Annotated in this window: 12 protein-coding genes; 3 read left to right on the forward strand and 9 right to left on the reverse strand. The window is 56.1% G+C overall.

Features of this window, described 5'->3' with window-relative positions:
* Nucleotides 1–209: 209 nt before the first annotated feature.
* The gene (locus tag NH461_RS14525) at nt 210–2,624 is read left to right on the forward strand and encodes a winged helix-turn-helix domain-containing protein (RefSeq protein ID WP_261601030.1); all 2,415 of its coding nucleotides are present in this window, start codon (nt 210–212) and stop codon (nt 2,622–2,624) included.
* 94 nt (nt 2,625–2,718) lie between these two features.
* Here the strand turns inward: NH461_RS14525 and NH461_RS14530 are convergent, their stop codons facing one another.
* A complete protein-coding gene (locus NH461_RS14530) occupies nt 2,719–6,066 on the reverse strand; it encodes a hypothetical protein (protein ID WP_261601031.1) in 3,348 nt (1,115 codons plus the stop codon).
* A 771-nt stretch (nt 6,067–6,837) separates the two neighbouring features.
* On the opposite strand from NH461_RS14530, the gene pykF reads away from it, so the two are divergent.
* Nucleotides 6,838–8,250, forward strand: coding sequence for a pyruvate kinase PykF (pykF, locus tag NH461_RS14535; protein ID WP_261601032.1), 1,413 nt, complete (start codon nt 6,838–6,840; stop codon nt 8,248–8,250).
* Nucleotides 8,251–8,569: 319 nt separating this feature from the next.
* Nucleotides 8,570–9,193: a GntR family transcriptional regulator gene (locus tag NH461_RS14540; RefSeq protein WP_261602922.1), complete on the forward strand. Its 624-nt coding sequence runs from the start codon at nt 8,570–8,572 to the stop codon at nt 9,191–9,193.
* Nucleotides 9,194–9,225: 32 nt separating this feature from the next.
* Here NH461_RS14540 and NH461_RS14545 read toward each other — a convergent pair whose 3' ends face one another.
* The 8 genes from NH461_RS14545 to NH461_RS14580 form a co-directional block, all read right to left on the reverse strand.
* On the reverse strand, nt 9,226–9,354 hold the full coding sequence (locus NH461_RS14545; protein WP_255388636.1) for a hypothetical protein: 129 nt from the start codon (nt 9,352–9,354) through the stop codon (nt 9,226–9,228).
* A gap of 176 nt (nt 9,355–9,530) precedes the next feature.
* Complete coding sequence (gene ilvN, locus NH461_RS14550; protein ID WP_261601033.1) at nt 9,531–10,028, reverse strand: acetolactate synthase small subunit; 498 nt, start codon at nt 10,026–10,028, stop codon at nt 9,531–9,533.
* The gene (locus NH461_RS14555; RefSeq protein ID WP_261601034.1) at nt 10,028–11,746 is read right to left on the reverse strand and encodes an acetolactate synthase 3 large subunit; all 1,719 of its coding nucleotides are present in this window, start codon (nt 11,744–11,746) and stop codon (nt 10,028–10,030) included. Before NH461_RS14555 ends, ilvN begins: the two co-directional genes overlap by 1 nt.
* Nucleotides 11,747–12,333: 587 nt before the next feature.
* Entirely contained in the window at nt 12,334–14,157 is a 1,824-nt protein-coding gene (locus NH461_RS14560) for an AMP-dependent synthetase/ligase (protein ID WP_261601035.1), read from the reverse strand.
* Between the two features lie 316 nt (nt 14,158–14,473).
* The gene (leuO, locus tag NH461_RS14565; protein WP_261601036.1) at nt 14,474–15,430 is read right to left on the reverse strand and encodes a transcriptional regulator LeuO; all 957 of its coding nucleotides are present in this window, start codon (nt 15,428–15,430) and stop codon (nt 14,474–14,476) included.
* A gap of 339 nt (nt 15,431–15,769) precedes the next feature.
* On the reverse strand, nt 15,770–16,882 hold the full coding sequence (locus NH461_RS14570; protein WP_261601037.1) for an MJ1255/VC2487 family glycosyltransferase: 1,113 nt from the start codon (nt 16,880–16,882) through the stop codon (nt 15,770–15,772).
* Nucleotides 16,879–17,388, reverse strand: a complete 510-nt coding sequence (locus NH461_RS14575; RefSeq protein WP_261601038.1) for a phosphatase PAP2 family protein — start codon at nt 17,386–17,388, stop codon at nt 16,879–16,881. Before NH461_RS14575 ends, NH461_RS14570 begins: the two co-directional genes overlap by 4 nt.
* Nucleotides 17,389–17,514: 126 nt before the next feature.
* Nucleotides 17,515–18,174 (reverse strand): TetR/AcrR family transcriptional regulator, encoded by a 660-nt coding sequence (locus NH461_RS14580; protein WP_261601039.1) that lies wholly within the window; start codon nt 18,172–18,174, stop codon nt 17,515–17,517.
* Between the last annotated feature and the right edge of the window lie 232 nt (nt 18,175–18,406).

An 18,406-nucleotide genomic window follows, 5' to 3' on the forward strand; every position in this document is an offset into this window, starting at 1 on the left:
CGTCCTATGCAGAAATTCTGGAGCCAGTTATACGCAACACCGGGCGGGCAAATATGAAATCGGGATAAAATCGAGGTGAAATCGAGATGAAATGAAATAATCACTTTAAAAACATACATTTAGTTAAAATCAAAATTCGCAAAAAATATTGAATTACGAGCATCGCACCGTAGAATATGAACTCATTCTTCTTGACGCACGGACGCCGGATGACCCGTTATCACTTCGCTTCATTTGTTTTTGACCCCACTTCAGGCGCACTGAGCCAATGCCCCCCGTCGGGGGAGCCGGAAACGGTTTACCTGCGTCATAAGGTCAGCCAACTGCTGGCCTACCTGCTCGCCCATGCCGGGGAAGTGATCGGCAAAGACGCCTTACTGGATGCGCTGTGGCAACATGGTGAGTACCGGGAAAACTCCCTGACCCAAAGCATCCGGGAGCTGCGCAAAGCTCTGGGCGACAGTGCCCAGTCCCCCCGGTTCATCAAAACGCACCCGCAACGGGGGTATCAGTGGATCTGCCCGGTGTCCGAGCCACCGGTGCCGACCGAAGCCGAAACGACTTCCTCTGCTGCCCCATTCGCATCAACCCCAGCAGGATCGCCGCCAGCAGACTCAGCCCCACCAAACACGACGGCACTCGACAAGGTCCGTCGCCGCACACGCGCCTCCTGGACCGTGGCTGCCAGTGTCCTGATATGTCTGGTGATTGCCGTGGCGGCCTGGCGCCTGTATCCGGCCGCTCAACCCGAATCCGCCGAACAGGCATCCGCCTTGCTGGTATTGCCGCTCAGCAATGAAACCGGCGATCCCCAGCTTGACTGGATGGCCTTAGGGCTGGCCGACATGCTCGGCGTGAGCCTGGGGCAACAGGGCCGTCAGCCAATCACGCCGCCGGCAATGGCCAATCTGTGGCTGCTCGATAATGAGCTGAGCTGGCCGGCGTTACCGGGCCAAATCCGGACCTTGTTGCAGCAAAAACACCACCGGGTCGCCTTATCCGGCAGTGTCCGGCTGCACAATGGCCAGCAGGTGCTGGATTTTCAGCTGATCTATGCCGACGGCACCATTCAGCAGGGCAGTATTGCCTATCCGTCCCTGGCGACGGCGACCCAGGCGATCAGCCGTCAGTTGCAACTGATGCTCAACCCACAGCGCGCGCCCGCCTCGCCGCCGGTCGATGAATCCACCATGCAGGTCCAAACCCTGGCACAGGGGCGCCACCTGCTGCAGACGGCCGGGGCATACAAAGCACGAAAATATTTTGAAGCCGCGTTGGTCCTGCAACCCGAGGATGACTGGGCCCGGATTCAGCTCGCCCAGGTCGACCTGCTGCTTGGTGATTGGGACCGGGCCCGCGCGCAGCTCTCCGCCTTGTCGGACACCCGGCTGCAACACGATCACGCCCTGCGCGCAGCGCACGCCTACTGGCTCAGCGAGCTCAGCTACCGAAGCGGGGAAGCGAATGCGGCGAGCCTCACCGAAGAAGCCATCGCCGCGGCAGAGTTGGCGGACAACCCGATGCTGAAAGCCCGGGCCTACCAACTGAGTGCCCAGCAGGCCTGGAACCGAATGGACTGGGAGCGGCACCAGCAGGACACCGTCCGGAGCATCGCTTTGCTAGGCGACAGCCACGCTTTGCGTCAGGATGCGGACAAACAGTTCTATCTGGGCAATCCGGCCAATGAAGGGTTGGAAAAGAGCCCCACCGTGGATCTGCGCGCCAATCAGCCGCGCCTGCGCAAAGCCCTCAACTTTTATCGTCAGCTCCATGACCAACCGAAACTGGCGGCGACCCAACTGGCCATTGCGCAGAACTATACGTTCCCGCTGGATCAGCGGGAGGCCGCGCTGTCAGATGCCATCGCGCGCTACCGCCAGCTCCAACAACCCTATGAGCTGGCCCAGGCGCTGCTGTATCAGGGCTTTTACCTGATGCAGCTGCATCAGGGCAAAGAGGCCGATCGCTATTTCAAAGAGGCCAGCCAGATTGCTACCGGCCTGGGCGCCCGAACGCTCCTGCAGGACAGCCAGTTTTACCGCGCCTTTGCCGCCATGGACCAAGGCCTGGATCAGCGGGAGCGCGGCGGGCATGGCCCGGTTCCGGTGCAACTGAAGCGGGCCTCCGACGCTTTCCACACCCTGCTGGCGCAGAATCCGCCCCCCCAGATGCAGGCCAACATCCATCTGTTCCTCGGCTGGATCCTGACCCAGCAGGCAGCGTACGAGGCGGCGAACGCCACACTTCAGCACGCCGAACGTCTGGCCAGCCAACAAAACATGGCGACAACCCTGGCCTATATCCGCTATTCCAGGATGCGGGTTGCGCTGGCACAGCAAGACTACGACGCGGTGATCGCGATGGCTCAGTATCCCGTCATTACCCGTCTCCAGGCGGTGTATCTGGCCCGGGCTTACTTTGAAACCGGTCAGGCCGCGACAGCTGTTCAGGTTCTGGATCAGTTTCGCCGCCAGCGGCCCGAGCAATGGCAGCCGGACGATCAGCGCCGCCGGGTGCACTACCAACGGGCAGGACAGGGCCAGCCCGTTACCCTGGCTGCTGAGCCGAACGCCCATCTGGTGTATTGTGAAACGGACTGGCTCACGAGCAGCAGTCCGCTATGATGCGCGGCGTCCCTGTTTCTCAGCACTTCGGCGACATCCGGCGAAAAGAAAAAGGGCCCAGCCTTGGCTGGACCCCTGACACACGGTGGACCCCTTAATCACATAACCGGTGCTGGCTATAGCGATTGAGCTTAGTCGCGAGCTTGCCAGCGGTATAGCTATCCCAACTGCCCGGATGATATCCTAGGTGCGAATAGCCGCCCTGCTCCAACATTCTTTGCGCCCGCTTCATCACCCGGTCCGATTGATCACAAGTGCGGTAGCCGAGATCGCGGCTGAGCGTGGCATGCATCAGCTTGGTCGCCAAATCATCAGCGCTGCCCTTGCTCGAGTCATGATCCAGCAAGACCGAGAGCTTGTCGCAATGATCGATCGGATAATACCCCACCCGATAGCCTCTGCCGCCAATCATTTCATGCGTCACATAACGGCCATTGAACGGCTGGTCATAACACGCTGTTGGCTCCGGATCCTCGGGTTGATACGGCTCATCAGGCTCATACGAATCATACGGATCGAGGTACTGCATATTATCGATCACCATCTTCAGAATCTGACCCGGTTTCACCGTAAAGTTGACACAGTAAGTCTCCGGCTCGGGACTGCTTCCATAGCCGCCGTAACTCCCGTAACTCCCCTCGCTTTCACCATTCAGCAGGTAGACCGAACTGATGCCATAATATGGGTGAACCGGCGCCTCCGTTGTACCCTCCAACTCTTCCAGAATGGTTTCCGGATAGCCGTCTTTATTGAAATCCATCAACCAGACCGGGTGCCAGCCAACAGGGATCTCCGTTTCACACAGGGTGTAGATATCACCCGGGATCAATTTTGCCCCGTCAAAGTCGAGGTAAGCCTGGGGCGTTTGCGCCGCGGTGTTGAGGCCGGGACCGGTCAGGGTAAAGTGCCAGATGTCATTGGTTTGATACCCATTCGTCTTTTTAATGACTTTCACCATCCCGCTCTCACGGTTGGTAAAGGTGCAGGTCACCGTCTCCCCCGGATCCAGCTCGATGCCGACCATTCGCGTCGCCTGATTCGGGGTCGAGTTTTCAACGTCCGATTCGGTACAGGTTAAATCCGCCAGCTGGAAGGCCGGGCTCGGATCATCTTCAGCCACCTGATATGTTCCCGGCAAGACGTCGGTAAAGGTCTGGGTCTGGCCATGATCGAGCGATAAGTTGGTGCCGTTCTCTCCAATGTTATGACTAAAGCTGAAACCGCTGCCGTACTTCGGCTCGGTCAGCTTTTTCACCACAATCGTCCCGAGTTTCTGGTTGGTGATCACGCACTGTTTGGTCTGCCCGGCATCTGCCACTACATCCACCGTAAACGAACAACCACTGCTGGCCGTCTGCGCCCAGCCGGGGCGTGGCGTTTCGGTAATGGTGTAGTCACCGTCCTGCAGCTCAAAGTCACTGTTATCGATCTGGAAGACTTCAAACGTTGCCGGATCGCCGTCCGTGCTCAACGTAACGCCTTCCGAAGGCAATCCCGGACCTTGCAGGGTCATTTCCCAACCGCTTTCATATCCGGCCGGCAACGTCACCTTATTTACCGCGACAAGCACGGGATCATCAGGCTGAGGAGCTTCCAGGGTGAAGGTCAGGGTATCAGCACAGTCGGCAAGACTCGGCTGCGCTGGCAGGGTCATATCAATCGTCTTGACCGTGGTGCCGACCAAGTTGCCACAGCTGGTGACCGTCGCGGTATAGCTGTCCGGCTCGATATCCTCAGCAGTTTCGGTCAGGGTCGTTGCACCAACAGCATCAAACTCAAACACCAGGTTCTGAACCACGTTATTGCCGCTGTCTTTCACCTCCACATTACACGTCAGGTCTTGCGCCGCCGGAATCGTCAGTTCCACGTCGAGATCCACCAGCGCGGCAGCGGTCACCAGAATTGAGACCGGGTTATTGGCGTCACCGCTTGATGCCGTGGCGCCGTTAGAAGCCGTCAGCAGCGCCCAATCCGACAGCGTCCCGTTGGTGGTGGTTACTGCCGCCGCTGCAATGGTTTTGGTAAACTCGACAAAACCGACCGGGCAACCGGTATCAACGGCACAGGTGCCGGATGGTTGTTCCTCAGAAGTCCATACCAGATCCGGATCAGACTCAGTCAGGAAAGTGCCCTGGCTGTAGCTGTTACTAAAGGTTCCGCTGGCACTACCGCCGGCAATACTGGCCACCGCATAGCTGAGGCCGTCACCAACGATCTGCTCAGTATCCGAAATGGTTGCGGTCGTTTCAGTTTGCGACCCAGGCTGGATGTCACTATTCGGCAGGTCGAACGTGACTTCAATCGTTTCGGCAAAAGGCTCATTGGTCGCCGGGTCGATAAAAGTCAGAACCGCGGTATCGCTCAAGTCACTGGCATCTGCCGGCGCATCAAACAGATGGGTCAGCACCAATGTTTCGCTGCCTGCCGGCACCGGGACATCTTCAGCGGTAGCGACATCATTCACAGCTGGGGTTCCGTTGCCTGTCAGCGTATCCGTCACATCCACCAGAATATCCCGCGATGCCGGGTTGGTAGCATAGATATTGGTGACCACCGCCACGGTGCCGGCTTCGGTCGGACGCACTTCCCAGCCCACCCGGATGGTCACATCTTTTTCATTGGCCTCATTGACATCACAGGTGTTACCTAAGTCAACCTGAGCCGGCAGTGCCTGCTTGGTGACGTTCCACACCAGACCGCCACCTTCGGTGGCCGACATGTCTTTCCGCGCTGCCGCGGCTTCAATATCTTTGACCGGGATCGGCACGGTGCGTTTGCCTTTTTGAAAGTCCGGGGCTTCAAACATATAGGCCTGGAGTGAAGAGCCGCTGAATTGGCTGGCCCCGATAGCAAGCCGGTTGGCCCAGTCAATCACACAGGTGGTGTTTGCCCCCTGGGTGATCGTCAACTGGCGATAAATGACTTCTTGGATCCCGCCCGTCACCGTACCAGATGCATCGATCAGCTGTGCTCCGACGACGAGGCTACAATTGCCATCCGAAAAGACATTGAGCGTATCCGGCGCCTTAATCAGCTGCACATCAAAGATCCGATCGTACCCCTCAATCCCGCTGGCCAGGGCATGATCCGCAGCAATGATGACATCATAAGTCACGGTATCGTCACTATTGCCATTTTTAGCAATTAAACGGTGCGGTACCAGATCCAGCTCATGCCAACCTTTGCCCAGGTTCCCGGTGGTATAAGGGGTATCATTCCCTCCCAAAGTGGATGGATCCTGGCAAGTAAAATTATTCTCCGTATTCGGCAAGGTATTACTCCCTGCAATCAAAGTCGGGTTGCCGTCATTGCGGCACCCTTCCAGGGTAAACTGCACGGTATTCGGGGGCTCTACAGCCCAGGCGGATCCCACTGCCGTCAAACAAAGCAATGAAACGCCCAGCGCATGTTTTATCCCCCTCAGGATAACGTCAGGTTTCATTTCTCTTCCTCATGGTTAGACTTCTTCATAGATGGCGCTCACTGATGCCGATGAAGGATCCGCCAACTCCCCGGCAGCATTCATCACAACAGCGCATCAGATTGATATGAAAATAGTCAATAAGCAGTGCATGGCAGAGTGGCAAACCTGAGACAGTCTCAGGATCCGGCGTCCTTGTATGCAAAACAGCACTTAAACATGAATAAACAGTCACGACTTTTCAGTCATTCGTACCAAGGCAGAACCAGCTTGTAGAAACACTGTATTCACACACAGAAACAAAGTGGTAACCTTTCCTTGTTTTCCGACCAGAAATAAGCCAACTATTGATACACAACAAGAAAAATCTGTGAAATACGTAGATAATTTCGACGCTGACTGAAATGGGGGAAAAAGCTTGCTCATTATCACAAGGTGATAAAAGAACCGGGCTATGCTATGATGATGAGCTTGTTTCTTAGCCTGATTTATGGCTGGAGAACATCATCTCGTCACAATGATATGCGAGTCTCCTCCCGGTCAGCAGGGCGATGTACCGCGTTGGCCTGCCAGACAGGAGCAGCCTTATCAAAGCAAGCCGATGCTTTCATAAGGCTATATTTTTTGTAAAAAATTTGTTTTGCCACTGCGTTCTGAGGACTGAAAGTTAAAAAATTTTGAACTCCGCCACAGTTTGTAGGCGATATTCAACATAAATGAACTTTCATTTTCAGGTATAAATCAGTGAATCAAATTTCCCTTGGGTAAAAGTTTGTCCGGAGACAATCCTCAATGAAAAAGACTAAGATCGTATGTACGATTGGACCGAAAACAGAATCAAAAGAGATGCTGACCAAGCTGGCAGAAGCCGGCATGAACGTAATGCGTCTGAACTTCTCGCACGGCGACTTCGCTGAGCACGGCCAGCGTATCCAAAACCTGCGTGACGTGATGGCGGAAACCGGTAAGCAACTGGCCATTCTTCTGGACACCAAAGGTCCGGAAATCCGCACCACCAAGCTGGAAAACGGTCAAGATTTCTCACTGGTAGCCGGTCAGGAATTCACCTTCACCACCGACACCACAGTGATCGGTAACCAAGACCGCGTTGCCGTGACCTACCCAGGCTTTGCCCAAGACCTGGCGAAAGGCAACACCATCCTGGTTGATGACGGCCTGATCGAAATGGAAGTGCTGGAAACCACCGACACGGAAGTGAAATGTAAAGTGCTGAACAACGGCGACCTGGGCGAAAACAAAGGTGTGAACCTACCGGGCGCTTCTGTCAAGCTGCCAGCACTGGCTGAAAAAGACAAAGCCGACCTGAAATTCGGTTGTGAGCAGGGCGTTGACTTCGTGGCCGCTTCTTTCATCCGTAAAGCCGATGACGTGAAAGAAATCCGTGAACTGCTGAACGCCAATGGCGGCGAAAACATTCACATCATCTCGAAAATCGAGAACCAGGAAGGCGTGGATAACTTCGACGAAATCCTGGAAGTGTCTGACGGTATCATGGTTGCCCGTGGTGATCTGGGTGTTGAAATCCCGGTTGAAGAAGTGATCTTCGCGCAGAAGATGATGATCGAGAAATGTAACCGTGCCCGCAAAGTTGTCATCACGGCAACCCAGATGCTGGACTCGATGATCAAGAACCCACGTCCGACCCGCGCCGAAGCCGGTGACGTGGCCAACGCCATCATGGACGGTACTGATGCCGTCATGCTGTCTGGTGAGTCTGCGAAAGGGAAATACCCAATCGAAGCCGTGACGATCATGGCACAAATCTGTGACCGTACCGATGGCGCCCTGAAAGCTGAGCTGGGCTCTCGCCTGGACAGCCCACGCCTGCGCATCACCGAAGCCGTTTGTAAAGGCGCGGTTGATACGTCTGAAAAACTGAACGCACCACTGATTGTTGTGGCCACTGAAGCCGGTAAGTCTGCCCGCTCTGTACGCAAGTACTTCCCGACCGCAAAAATCCTGGCAGTCACTACCAATCCGAAGACCGCGGCTCAGCTGACGCTGACCAAAGGGGTAACACCGGTTGTGGTTGAATCAATCGACAACACAGATGCCTTCTACGCCCGCGGTAAAGAGCTGGCCCTGGAAACCGGTCTGGGCACCAAAGGCGATATCGTTGTGATGGTCTCCGGCGCGCTGGTTCCTTCAGGCACCACCAACACCGCGTCTGTTCACGTCCTGTAATTTCAAACGTGAAGCTGTACCGATAATGACGGGAGCCAGTCGGCTCCCGTTTTTTATCCCCCGGCAACAGCTCCTACCTGTACCCGAACGTTCACAGAACGCCGCTTTATCTATCGCCCTGTCAATCTATCCTCTGTATACTCGAGCTGTAGCAAAATTCCCCAAAGGTATAGGAAATCGCTGATATCCTCCCCGATATCGGTGCCAGACTATCGGCCTTTTTTGCTCCCTGTACCCTCTCCAGGCATGAGATGCCCGGGGCACCATAACGAAAACAATGAGGATACACGTGTCTAGCCCGACGTTAACCAATAAAGTCATGGAGATGATCCGGCAGGATATTTTGCTCGGCGAACTTGCGCCCGGCCAAAAGCTTGTCGTGGCAGAATTGAAAGCACGATACGACGTCGGAGCCTCGCCGATCCGGGAAGCCCTGGTCCAGCTGTCGTGGAAGAAGTATGTCATCTTTGCGCCACAAAAAGGCTGCTGGGTCGCCCCCGTTTCAGTCGCCGAGCTGGAAGAGCTGTTCGAAGCCAGCCAGTTGCTGTCTCAAACCCTGCTGTCCCAAGCCATCGACCAAGGCGGAGAAGCCTGGGAGCTGAACATTCTGACCAGCTTCCATAAGCTCAGTCGCCTCAACCCGGCGGCGCAGGATATTGATTTCAATGAGTGGGAGCAGCGGCACAGCGACTTTCATCTCGCCCTGTTAGAGGGCAGCCAGTCCAGCGTGATGCTGGCGCTCTATCGCGAGGTCTACGAGCAAATCGAGCGTTACCGCCACATTTGGGTCAGCCGCACACGACGCTTTGAGGAGCGCTACCATGATCACGGCGAGCACGAAGCGATGATGAAGGCGGTGCTGAACCGGGATACAGCAACCGCTCTGAAGCTGCTGACCAACCACTCGCAGCGGGCCATGGAGATGATCAAAACCTACCTCTGAGCCCCCCGCTCACGGGCCCACCATCAGGGAACTTACCAGAATATTTCCTTATGGTGGGTGTTGAGCAGCAGCACTGCCAACAGAAAGTACAACGCACTGACCTGAAATCCCAACAAGAACAACCCCAGCGTTGTCAGCCGGACCAGAAACTTATTCACCATGACTGCACACCTTTCCTGCACGCCAAGCGCGCGCGACACCTATTAGACTTTAGTCGAATATGGCGGCGCTTTCCGGTGCAAAATTCAGACGCTGATCTGGCGGGATTTCGAGATCAAAACAGCCCGACTCAGATCTCCCTGAGTCGGGCTGTTCAATCAATCAGGGGGCCTTGCGATCAGGCTTTCAGCGCGCGCTCCCCGCGGGCAATCCCCACCACCCCGCTGCGGGCCACTTCGATAATATCAGTTGCCTCAGCCACCGCGGCGATAAAGGCATCGAGTTTGTCACTGGTGCCGGTCAGCTGAATGGTATAGATCTGGGCGGTCACATCGACAATCTGGCCGCGGAAGATATCCGCCGAGCGTTTCACTTCCGCCCGGGCAAAGCCGCTGGCTTTGACTTTCACCAGCATCAGCTCCCGCTCAACATGATCGGTTTCCGTCACATTGCTGACCTTGAGAATATCGATCAGCTTATGCAACTGCTTCTCGATCTGCTCCAGGGCAGCATCGTCGTCCACATGGGTGGTGATATTCAACCGCGACAGCGTTGGATCATCGGTCGGCGCCACTGTCAGCGATTCAATGTTATAGCCGCGTTGAGAGAACAGGCCAACCACCCGTGACAATGCGCCCGATTCGTTTTCCAGTAAGACCGATACAATTCTGCGCATTAGGTTCTCTCCGTTTTACTTAACCACATTTCACTCATCGAGCCCCCCCGGATCAACATCGGGTACACGTGCTCAGTCTCATCCACACTGATATCAATAAACACCAGCTTGTCTTTCATCGCCAGCGCTTTTTCCAGTTCACTTTCCAGCTTGGCCGGATCGGAAATCCGCACCCCGACATGGCCGTAAGCTTCGGCAATCGCGGCAAAGTCCGGCACCGAATCCATGTAGGAATGGGAATGGCGGCCCTGATAAATCATGTCCTGCCACTGCTTCACCATCCCCAGGAACCGGTTGTTCAGGTTGATGATCTTCACCGGGATATCGTATTGCAGCGCCGTGGACAGTTCCTGGATATTCATCTGGATACTGCCGTCACCAGTGACACACACCACCTCGGCATCCGGCAGGGCAAACTTCACCCCCATCGCTGCCGGCAGGCCGAAGCCCATGGTGCCGAGGCCACCGGAGTTGATCCAGCGACGCGGCTTATCAAACGGATAATACAGGGCGGCAAACATCTGGTGCTGACCGACATCCGACGCCACATAAGCATCCCCGTGGGTCAGTTTGTGCAGCACTTCGATCACCTGCTGCGGCTTGATCCGCTCGCTGTCAGTGGCATAGCTCAGGCACTTGCGGGCACGCCAGGATTCGATTTCGCTCCACCAGCTGTCGATGGCCTGGCCATCATTGCTGCCGTCCTGCTCGTCGAGCATCTTCAGCATGCTGCTCAACACGGTTTCAGCCGAGCCGACAATCGGAATATCCGCGGCGATCGTTTTCGAAATCGAAGACGGGTCGATATCGATGTGCATCACCGTGGCATCCGGACAATACTTGGCGACGTTATTGGTGGTCCGGTCATCAAAGCGTACCCCGACCCCGAAGATCAGATCCGAGTTGTGCATGGCCATATTGGCTTCGTAGGTACCGTGCATCCCCAGCATGCCCAGGCTATTGTGATGGGTGCCCGGGAAAGCGCCCAGCCCCATCAGGGTACTGACCACCGGCAGGTTCAACCGCTCGGCCAATTGCAGCAACTGCTCGCCGCACTCGGACATAATCGCACCGCCGCCGACATACAACACCGGCTTCTTGGCCGCCAGCAGGGCGCGCAGCCCGCGCTTGATCTGCCCTTTATGGCCTTGCGTCGTCGGGTTGTACGAGCGCATCGCAATCGACTCGGGATATTTGTACGGGTAGGTTTCAGCCGGGTTGAGCATGTCTTTCGGAATATCAATCACCACCGGGCCGGGACGGCCGCTGGATGCGATATAGAAGGCTTTTTTGACGATGTCCGGAATGTCTTCCGGATTCTGTACCAGGAAGCTGTGTTTCACGACCGGGCGGGAGATCCCCACCATGTCACACTCCTGGAAGGCATCATTCCCAATCAGGTTACTCATGACCTGACCGGAGAACACCACCATCGGAATGGAGTCCATGTACGCGGTAGCAATCCCGGTGACCGCATTAGTCGCCCCAGGCCCTGAAGTCACCAAGACCACCCCGACATCGCCGGTTGCCCGGGCGTAGCCGTCTGCCATGTGGACTGCCGCTTGTTCATGGCGAACAAGCACGTGTTCAATATCACTCTTCTCATGCAGTGCGTCGTAAATATCCAGCACTGAACCGCCAGGGTATCCGAAGATATGTTTTACGCCTTGATCGATCATGGACCGCACGATCATCTCGGCGCCGGACAACATTTCCATATTTTCTGCCTCCAGGTCGCGTATATCATCCCATATAGCTAATTCTTCCGGTCCGTTTCCAAGGCGTTCCTGCTCAGCGCGGGCAAGCCGGAGGGGCAAGGCTGGCCGACACGTCACAGTTCGGTAGAACCACCGCAGGTTGCGGCCGGAGAAAATACCGGGCTGACGTGCAAAGTCATCCCCACCGTATTTTTCCAATTAGCTATACGGGCTGATATCACATAGTTAGGGCTTATTTTTAGCCTAAGTTGAAATCATTTTCGTCTCTCTATGTTCGCCGGCGTCAGTCATAACAAACGCCGGTAACCCGAAACAACTGTAACGTTTTTTTATCAATCAAGTCTATCGGTCTACACCAGTTCACAGTATTCCTCTGCAACATGATGAATTCCGACCAATTCCTTCGGCAGGGTTCGCACTGAACAAAGATCATACACTGGGAATGAAACGATATTGAGAGAATCGCGCTGTGAGACAGCGGCGCAGGGAAGCAAAAGCGAGAGATTGCAGGGCGGGGCAAGAGCCCGGGTGCGGCACGCACCAAAAAGCCGGGCAAGGGCCCGGCTGCTTTTGAGGGGAGCGAGGGTTTAATGCGGACGTGGCGAGCGCTTATGGCTCTCTTCGTACATTTTCTCAATCTCCTGATGATAGCGATCCTGGATCACCTTCCGGCGCAGCTTCTGGGTCGGGGTCAACTCGCCCTGATCCATCGAGAACGCCTTCGGCAGCAGGGTGAACTTCTTCACCTGCTCGAACCGGGCCAGATCTTTTTGCAGCTCCACCACCCGCTTCTCAATCAGCTCGATGATCTGATTATGCTTGATCAGCTCCAGGCGATCCTGGTACTTGATATTCAACTCACGGGCGTGGGCTTCCAGCGTCTCAAAACACGGGACAATCAGGGCCGAAACAAACTTGCGGGTATCGGCGATCACTGCGATCTGCTCAATGAAATGATCTTTACCAATCGCCCCTTCGATGACCTGCGGCGCGATATATTTCCCGCCCGATGTTTTCATCAGCTCTTTGATCCGGTCGGTGATCAACAGGTTGCCGTGCTCGTCGAAATGACCGGCATCACCGGTTTTGAGGAAGCCGTCTTCGGTGAAGTTTTTGGCGGTTTCTTCCGGCATATTGTAGTAACCGCGCATCACCATCGGCCCGCGCACCAGAATTTCGTTATTCTCGCCGATCTTCACTTCCGCGCCCGGCATCGGCATGCCGATCGAATCCGGGTTAAAGCACTGATCATCCCAGCAGGACACGGTTGCCGTGGTTTCGGTCATCCCGTACCCCAGCTTGACGTTGATCCCGATGGCATGGAAGAAACGGCCGATGCTTTCATCCAACTTGGCCCCGCCACACGGCATAAACTTGATGTTTCCGCCCAGCAGATCCCGCAACTTGCTCAGTACCAGCTTGTCGGCCAGGGCATAGCTTTGTTGCAGCAGCCAGGACGGCTGGCGACACTCCTGACGCGCCAGCGCCATCCGCGCCCCCATATTGACCGCCCAGGTAAACATCACCTTGCGATGCAGCGGCGCCCGGGACACTTTGTCATGCACCGCCGAGTAGATTTTCTCATACACCCGCGGTACCGCCGACATCACATTCGGCTTCACCTCGGCCAGCGCGTCTTTAAGCAGATTGGTATCCGACAGGTAACAGTTCACACCGCCGCGATGGAGAACGTAAAACGTCCAGGCGCGCTCGAACACGTGCGAGAGCGGCAGGAAGCACAGCGAAACATCGCCCTCTTCCAGCGCCAGCTTCTGGTCGTGTCCTTCGATCTGTGAGGCAATGTTGGCATAATCCAGCATCACGCCCTTCGGCGTGCCCGTGGTGCCCGAGGTATAGATCAGGGTCAGCAGATCATCCATCCGGGTTTCGTCCAGGCGCTGGGCCAGCACGGCCGCATCCGCTTGCGGGGCATAGGTGTCGATAAAGTCACGGTAATGGCAAACCAGCGGGTGATCGGCCAGTACCACAGTGTCGTCCATCACCACAATGCGCTCGAGCTGCGGACAGTCGGCAGCCAGGGCCAGCGCGGCATCATGCTGCGCCTGCTCGCCGACAAACAACACCCGGACATCGGCATCATTGAGGATATAAGCGGCTTGCTGCGGGGTATTGGTCGGGTAAATCGGCACCGTGACACAACGGTTATACAGGGTGGCAAAATCCGCAATGGTCCAGCGCGGCATGTTGTTGGAGAAGATCCCGACCTTGTCCTGAACCTTCAGTCCCTGCCCGGCCAGCGCCAGTGCCAGCTGGTGGATCTGCGCGCCAAACTCGCGCCAGCTGATCTCCTGCCACTGACCGGCGACCGGATGACGCAATGCAACCCGATCGCCCAACCGGGCAATCTGGGCTCGAATTCGATTGACGATATGAAAATCAAGTTTAGCCATAACTACATTCTGTTACTTTAGCTTACACCTGTAAGCTCATTAGAGATGCGCAGTCTACAGCCGAGAGCAGAAAAGGCAATCAATAACCGTCGGCATGTCGCGGTTATGCTGGTCTGATCTCAGTCCAGTCCAGAAAAACAGTCCAATTGGTACAAAAGTTGCGCCGCCTTTACCGCTGAGCGCCAGGTCATAGGGGGAAACGAAGGGAAAATCGGGCGGGGGTTGCGGGCCGCACAGAGTCGCAGGGGGCCCCGGTGCGCCAGGCCCAATCACGGGCGCGCCAATGTGCGCCCGTCACGTCGCAGGTTCAGGCCGTTCAGGCGGTGGTGTCCCCGCAGACCGTCATCAGTTGATCGCGCATCCAGATATGGCCTTTGTCTTTTTCAGACGATTCATGCCAGCTCAAGTAACCGCTGATCCGGTCATGCTCAAACGGCAGGCTCAAGATGTTCAGCTGCAACGCCTCCTGCGCCGATTCCGCCAACCAGCGCGGTACTACCGCAATCAAATCGGACTGGCCGACCACGTACATCATATTGCTCAGACTGGCGCCCTGGTAGGCTTCATGGAAATGGGTCGGCTGAGTATAAATGCGATCGGCGAACAACTTCACCCCCGGCACGGGCTTGAGCACGGCATGTTTTTCCGCGGCAAATTCCGCCGCACTGATGGTGTTATCCAGACGCGGGTGGTTGTTGGCCGCGATCACCACCAGCTCGTCGCTGAACAGCTCAGTGCTGCTAAAGCCCGGCTCGTCAAAGCGAACGTAATCGATCACGAAATCAATTTCCTGATAGCGCATTTTCTGCGGCAGCTCAGCATCAAACTCAGCTTCCAGGTGAATTCGCAGATTCGGTGCCTGCGCGGCGATCTGGCTTAAAATCCGTGGGGCAAACCGAATATCAGACGGGCTGCACACCGCCAGCTTGAACGCGCGGTTGGAGGTTTCCGGGTCAAAAATAGACGACGGCAGCTCATTGCGGACCAGTTGCAGCGCCTGACGGATCGGACCGAAGATCTGCTTGGCCCGCAGTGTTGGCTGGATACCGCGGCCATGACGAATGAACAGCTCATCGCTAAACATCACTTTCAACCGAGCCACCGCGTTGCTGACTGCAGGCTGGGACATGCCCAGATTCTGCGCCGCACGGGTAATGTTCTGCTCTTGCATCACCGCATCAAATACCGTCAGCAAATTCAGATCCACCCCCCGTAGCGTTGACTCTGTGCCAAAACTATCCGTCGGATGAATAGGAGAACTTCTTCGCGTCATTGTTTGCCTCTACTTGAATACCTTCCGGGGCAAGATCCGTTGTGCCGCCGCTAAAATGGAAAGAGCTGCTCCCCAGCCCTCGAGCAACAGACTCATGCTCGGCGTGCGGCCAAGTATTATTCAAATAGATTGACGAAACCAATAGCCGAATGTCAGCAAATGTAAAGGCAGCTCAAAAAGAGACAAAAACACCTAACAAAAACCAGCAAAAACAATAAATTGATAAACTTCTAAAATGTTCTAAATCTTTCTTAAACCACCTGAAACGCTGCAAAACGGGACGATTTCCCGCCGAAAATCACCCCGACAAACGCAACGCACCACCGGGTTCGCCACAGATTAATAACTCCCGCTGATTGAAAAAAGCGGGCTGTTCGCCTGCGCCGGCGGGTCAAATTCTGCCATGGCTTCTCGCACCATTTCCGGGAATTCCACCAGTTGCCAGAGCTGTTGCCATAATTCATCAGACTGATGCCACTCCCCGGCCAGCACCCAACGGGCAATCGCCAGCGCCACATCCGGCAGCACCACCGCCCCGACCGCCTCGCTGTCGAGCCACTGGCGCACCGCAGACGGATCCAGATAAGCCATCGACATCGCCAGGCCCATCTGCTCCAGCGTTGCCACGTTGCTCTGCTGCTCGTACTGGCCCTGCAGCGGCTTGAGCAACAACTTTTTCCCCAGGCCAATCGCTTCGGACGGGAGTTCAAAGCCACCATTGGCAATCACCCCGGCACAGCGGTGCAACCGGTGATGGAAGCTGTCCCGGTTGAGCGCGCGGATACTGATATTTTCCAGCTCCTGATCCTGCTTGACCGCCGGGTGATAACAGTAAAAATGGATTTGAGAGAAACGGGTCAGCAGGGCCAGGACCTTGCCCAGCTCTTCAAACGGCAGGTAGACCAAAATACTGCCGTCGCTGTCGGGGATGAGCCCCTGGGTCGGCGGGACGATCGGCGGCAGGATCAAATGCCCGAAGTGGTGCCAGTGCAGTCCCAGTTGCTGGGACGTCGGGGCAAAATAGCGGGTGATCAACCGATCCACGGCCGTCTCGGCTTTTTTCGGCACTGGATGGAGAAAAGCATTCTGGTGGCTGATCCCGATGCTGTGCACCTTCTGTCGCTTCGCCGCCCAGGCCGACACCGGCTCGAAGTCGTTGAGCACCACATCATAATCGCGGAGATCCAGCTGGCGCACATCGCGCAGAAACGCTCCCGGCCGATTATGAGTCAGGGTTTTCCATTGGTTCAGCTGACCGTTTTCCGTCACGAAGGTCAGGCCGCGGCGGGTCTGGAAATCCCCGAAGCAGGCCATATCGAAATATTGCGCCGCAGGGCGGCCGGAAAACAGGTAGTCCACCTCGACGCCGAGCTGGCGAAAGGCCCGGGCCATTTCCCGCGCCCGCGAAATATGGCCATTGCCGGTTCCCTGGATCCCGTACAGTATTTTCATAGCGCCCCCAACACGAGCTCAAAACACACCAGACCGAGTACGGCACCGGCAATAATATCGGTAATAAAATGGACCCCGAGCAGCACCCGGGACAGCCCGACCATCATCGCCCAGGGCCAGACGATCCAGGCGGCTGCGGGATAAAAGGTTGTAATGAGCGAAGCCATGATGAAGGCGGCAGCCGTATGGCCGGAGGGCAAGCTGTACTTGTCAGACGGTTGGATAAAACTGGGCAGCTCACGGGGTCGTTCCCGCTTGAACATATTTTTCAGCACCAGGTACACCGGCAGCTCCAGCAGGAAGGCCAGCAACCCGAGCGTCAGCACCTGGGCACCCTGCTGCTTATCACACAGCCAGGCCACCAGGCCAAAAGCCACATAGAGCGGCCCATCCCCGGAACGTGACACCGCGCGACTGAAGGTCGCAACCTGGCGGTTAAACCGGTGGCACAGACAAAGACTCGAAAACGCGGTATCAAAACGCTGTATCGGTGCAAGAACGGTCATATTCAAACCCTTCGCTGACTAGATTATCGCCAGCCTAAAAAAGGGATGTGACAGGGCCGTGACGTTTTCAAGGAGCCTCAATGACAAATGCCGCCCGACCTCTCCGGTGCCCGGCCGGGGCAGACATCAGGCGGATTTTTTGGCGGCGGCCTCCGCGAACGACGGGGCCAGCACCCCCTGCATCAGCACGTTGACATTGTGATCCGCCAGATCATTGAGCCAATCCTCATCCATGGTGATCCCATGAAGTCCCAGCAAAGACGGTGGCGCCAGAAACGGAAACACCATCATGCTGATCATCGTCATCTTGGCCATCTCCGGCTCCACGTCGGCCCGCAGCAATCCCTGGTCCTGCACCTGATCCAGCATCAATGACTGGGCCAGCGGCGCGATGTCGCGAAAGATGGCCTCGATGGCCTGGCGCTGAACATCTCCGGGCGCCAGCATCATCGCACGCACAATCAGCTTCGGCAGATCCGGATTCGGGATCATAATCCGATAGTAGGTGCGCATCAGTTCCCCAATACAATGGATATTCCCGGCTTTGATCATTTGATTGAGTTGGGTCTGGATCGGCGCGATCGACTCCCGCAGCATGGCTTCAAACAAGCCGCCCTTGTTGCCGAAATAATACCGGATCAAAGCGACATTCACTTCCGCCCGGTTGGCGACCATCCGAGTCGAGACCTTGGCGTAAGGCAAGGCCACAAACAGTTGTCGGGCGGCCTCGATCAGCCGCGCCCTGGCATCGGATCCCCCCACCGGGCGACCTGCTTTTCCTGTCATCTGCACACTCCGTAAATTAATCACATGATGAATAACATACGTGAACTCCCTCCCGGCGTCGCCCCCCTTTAATTCAACACCAAGGCCGCAATGATGAATTTTTCGCAAAAATCGAACGCCACAGGCCGGGCAACAGGGAGCCGCCATGGGGGAAACCCAGCCCCTCTTCACAAAAGCCCTATTTATCAGCACATTAATTATATCTGCTAAATATTTATTCAATTTATGGTTG

Source organism: Photobacterium sp. TY1-4 (genome assembly GCF_025398175.1).
In the GTDB taxonomy this organism is placed as follows: Bacteria; Pseudomonadota; Gammaproteobacteria; order Enterobacterales; family Vibrionaceae; genus Photobacterium.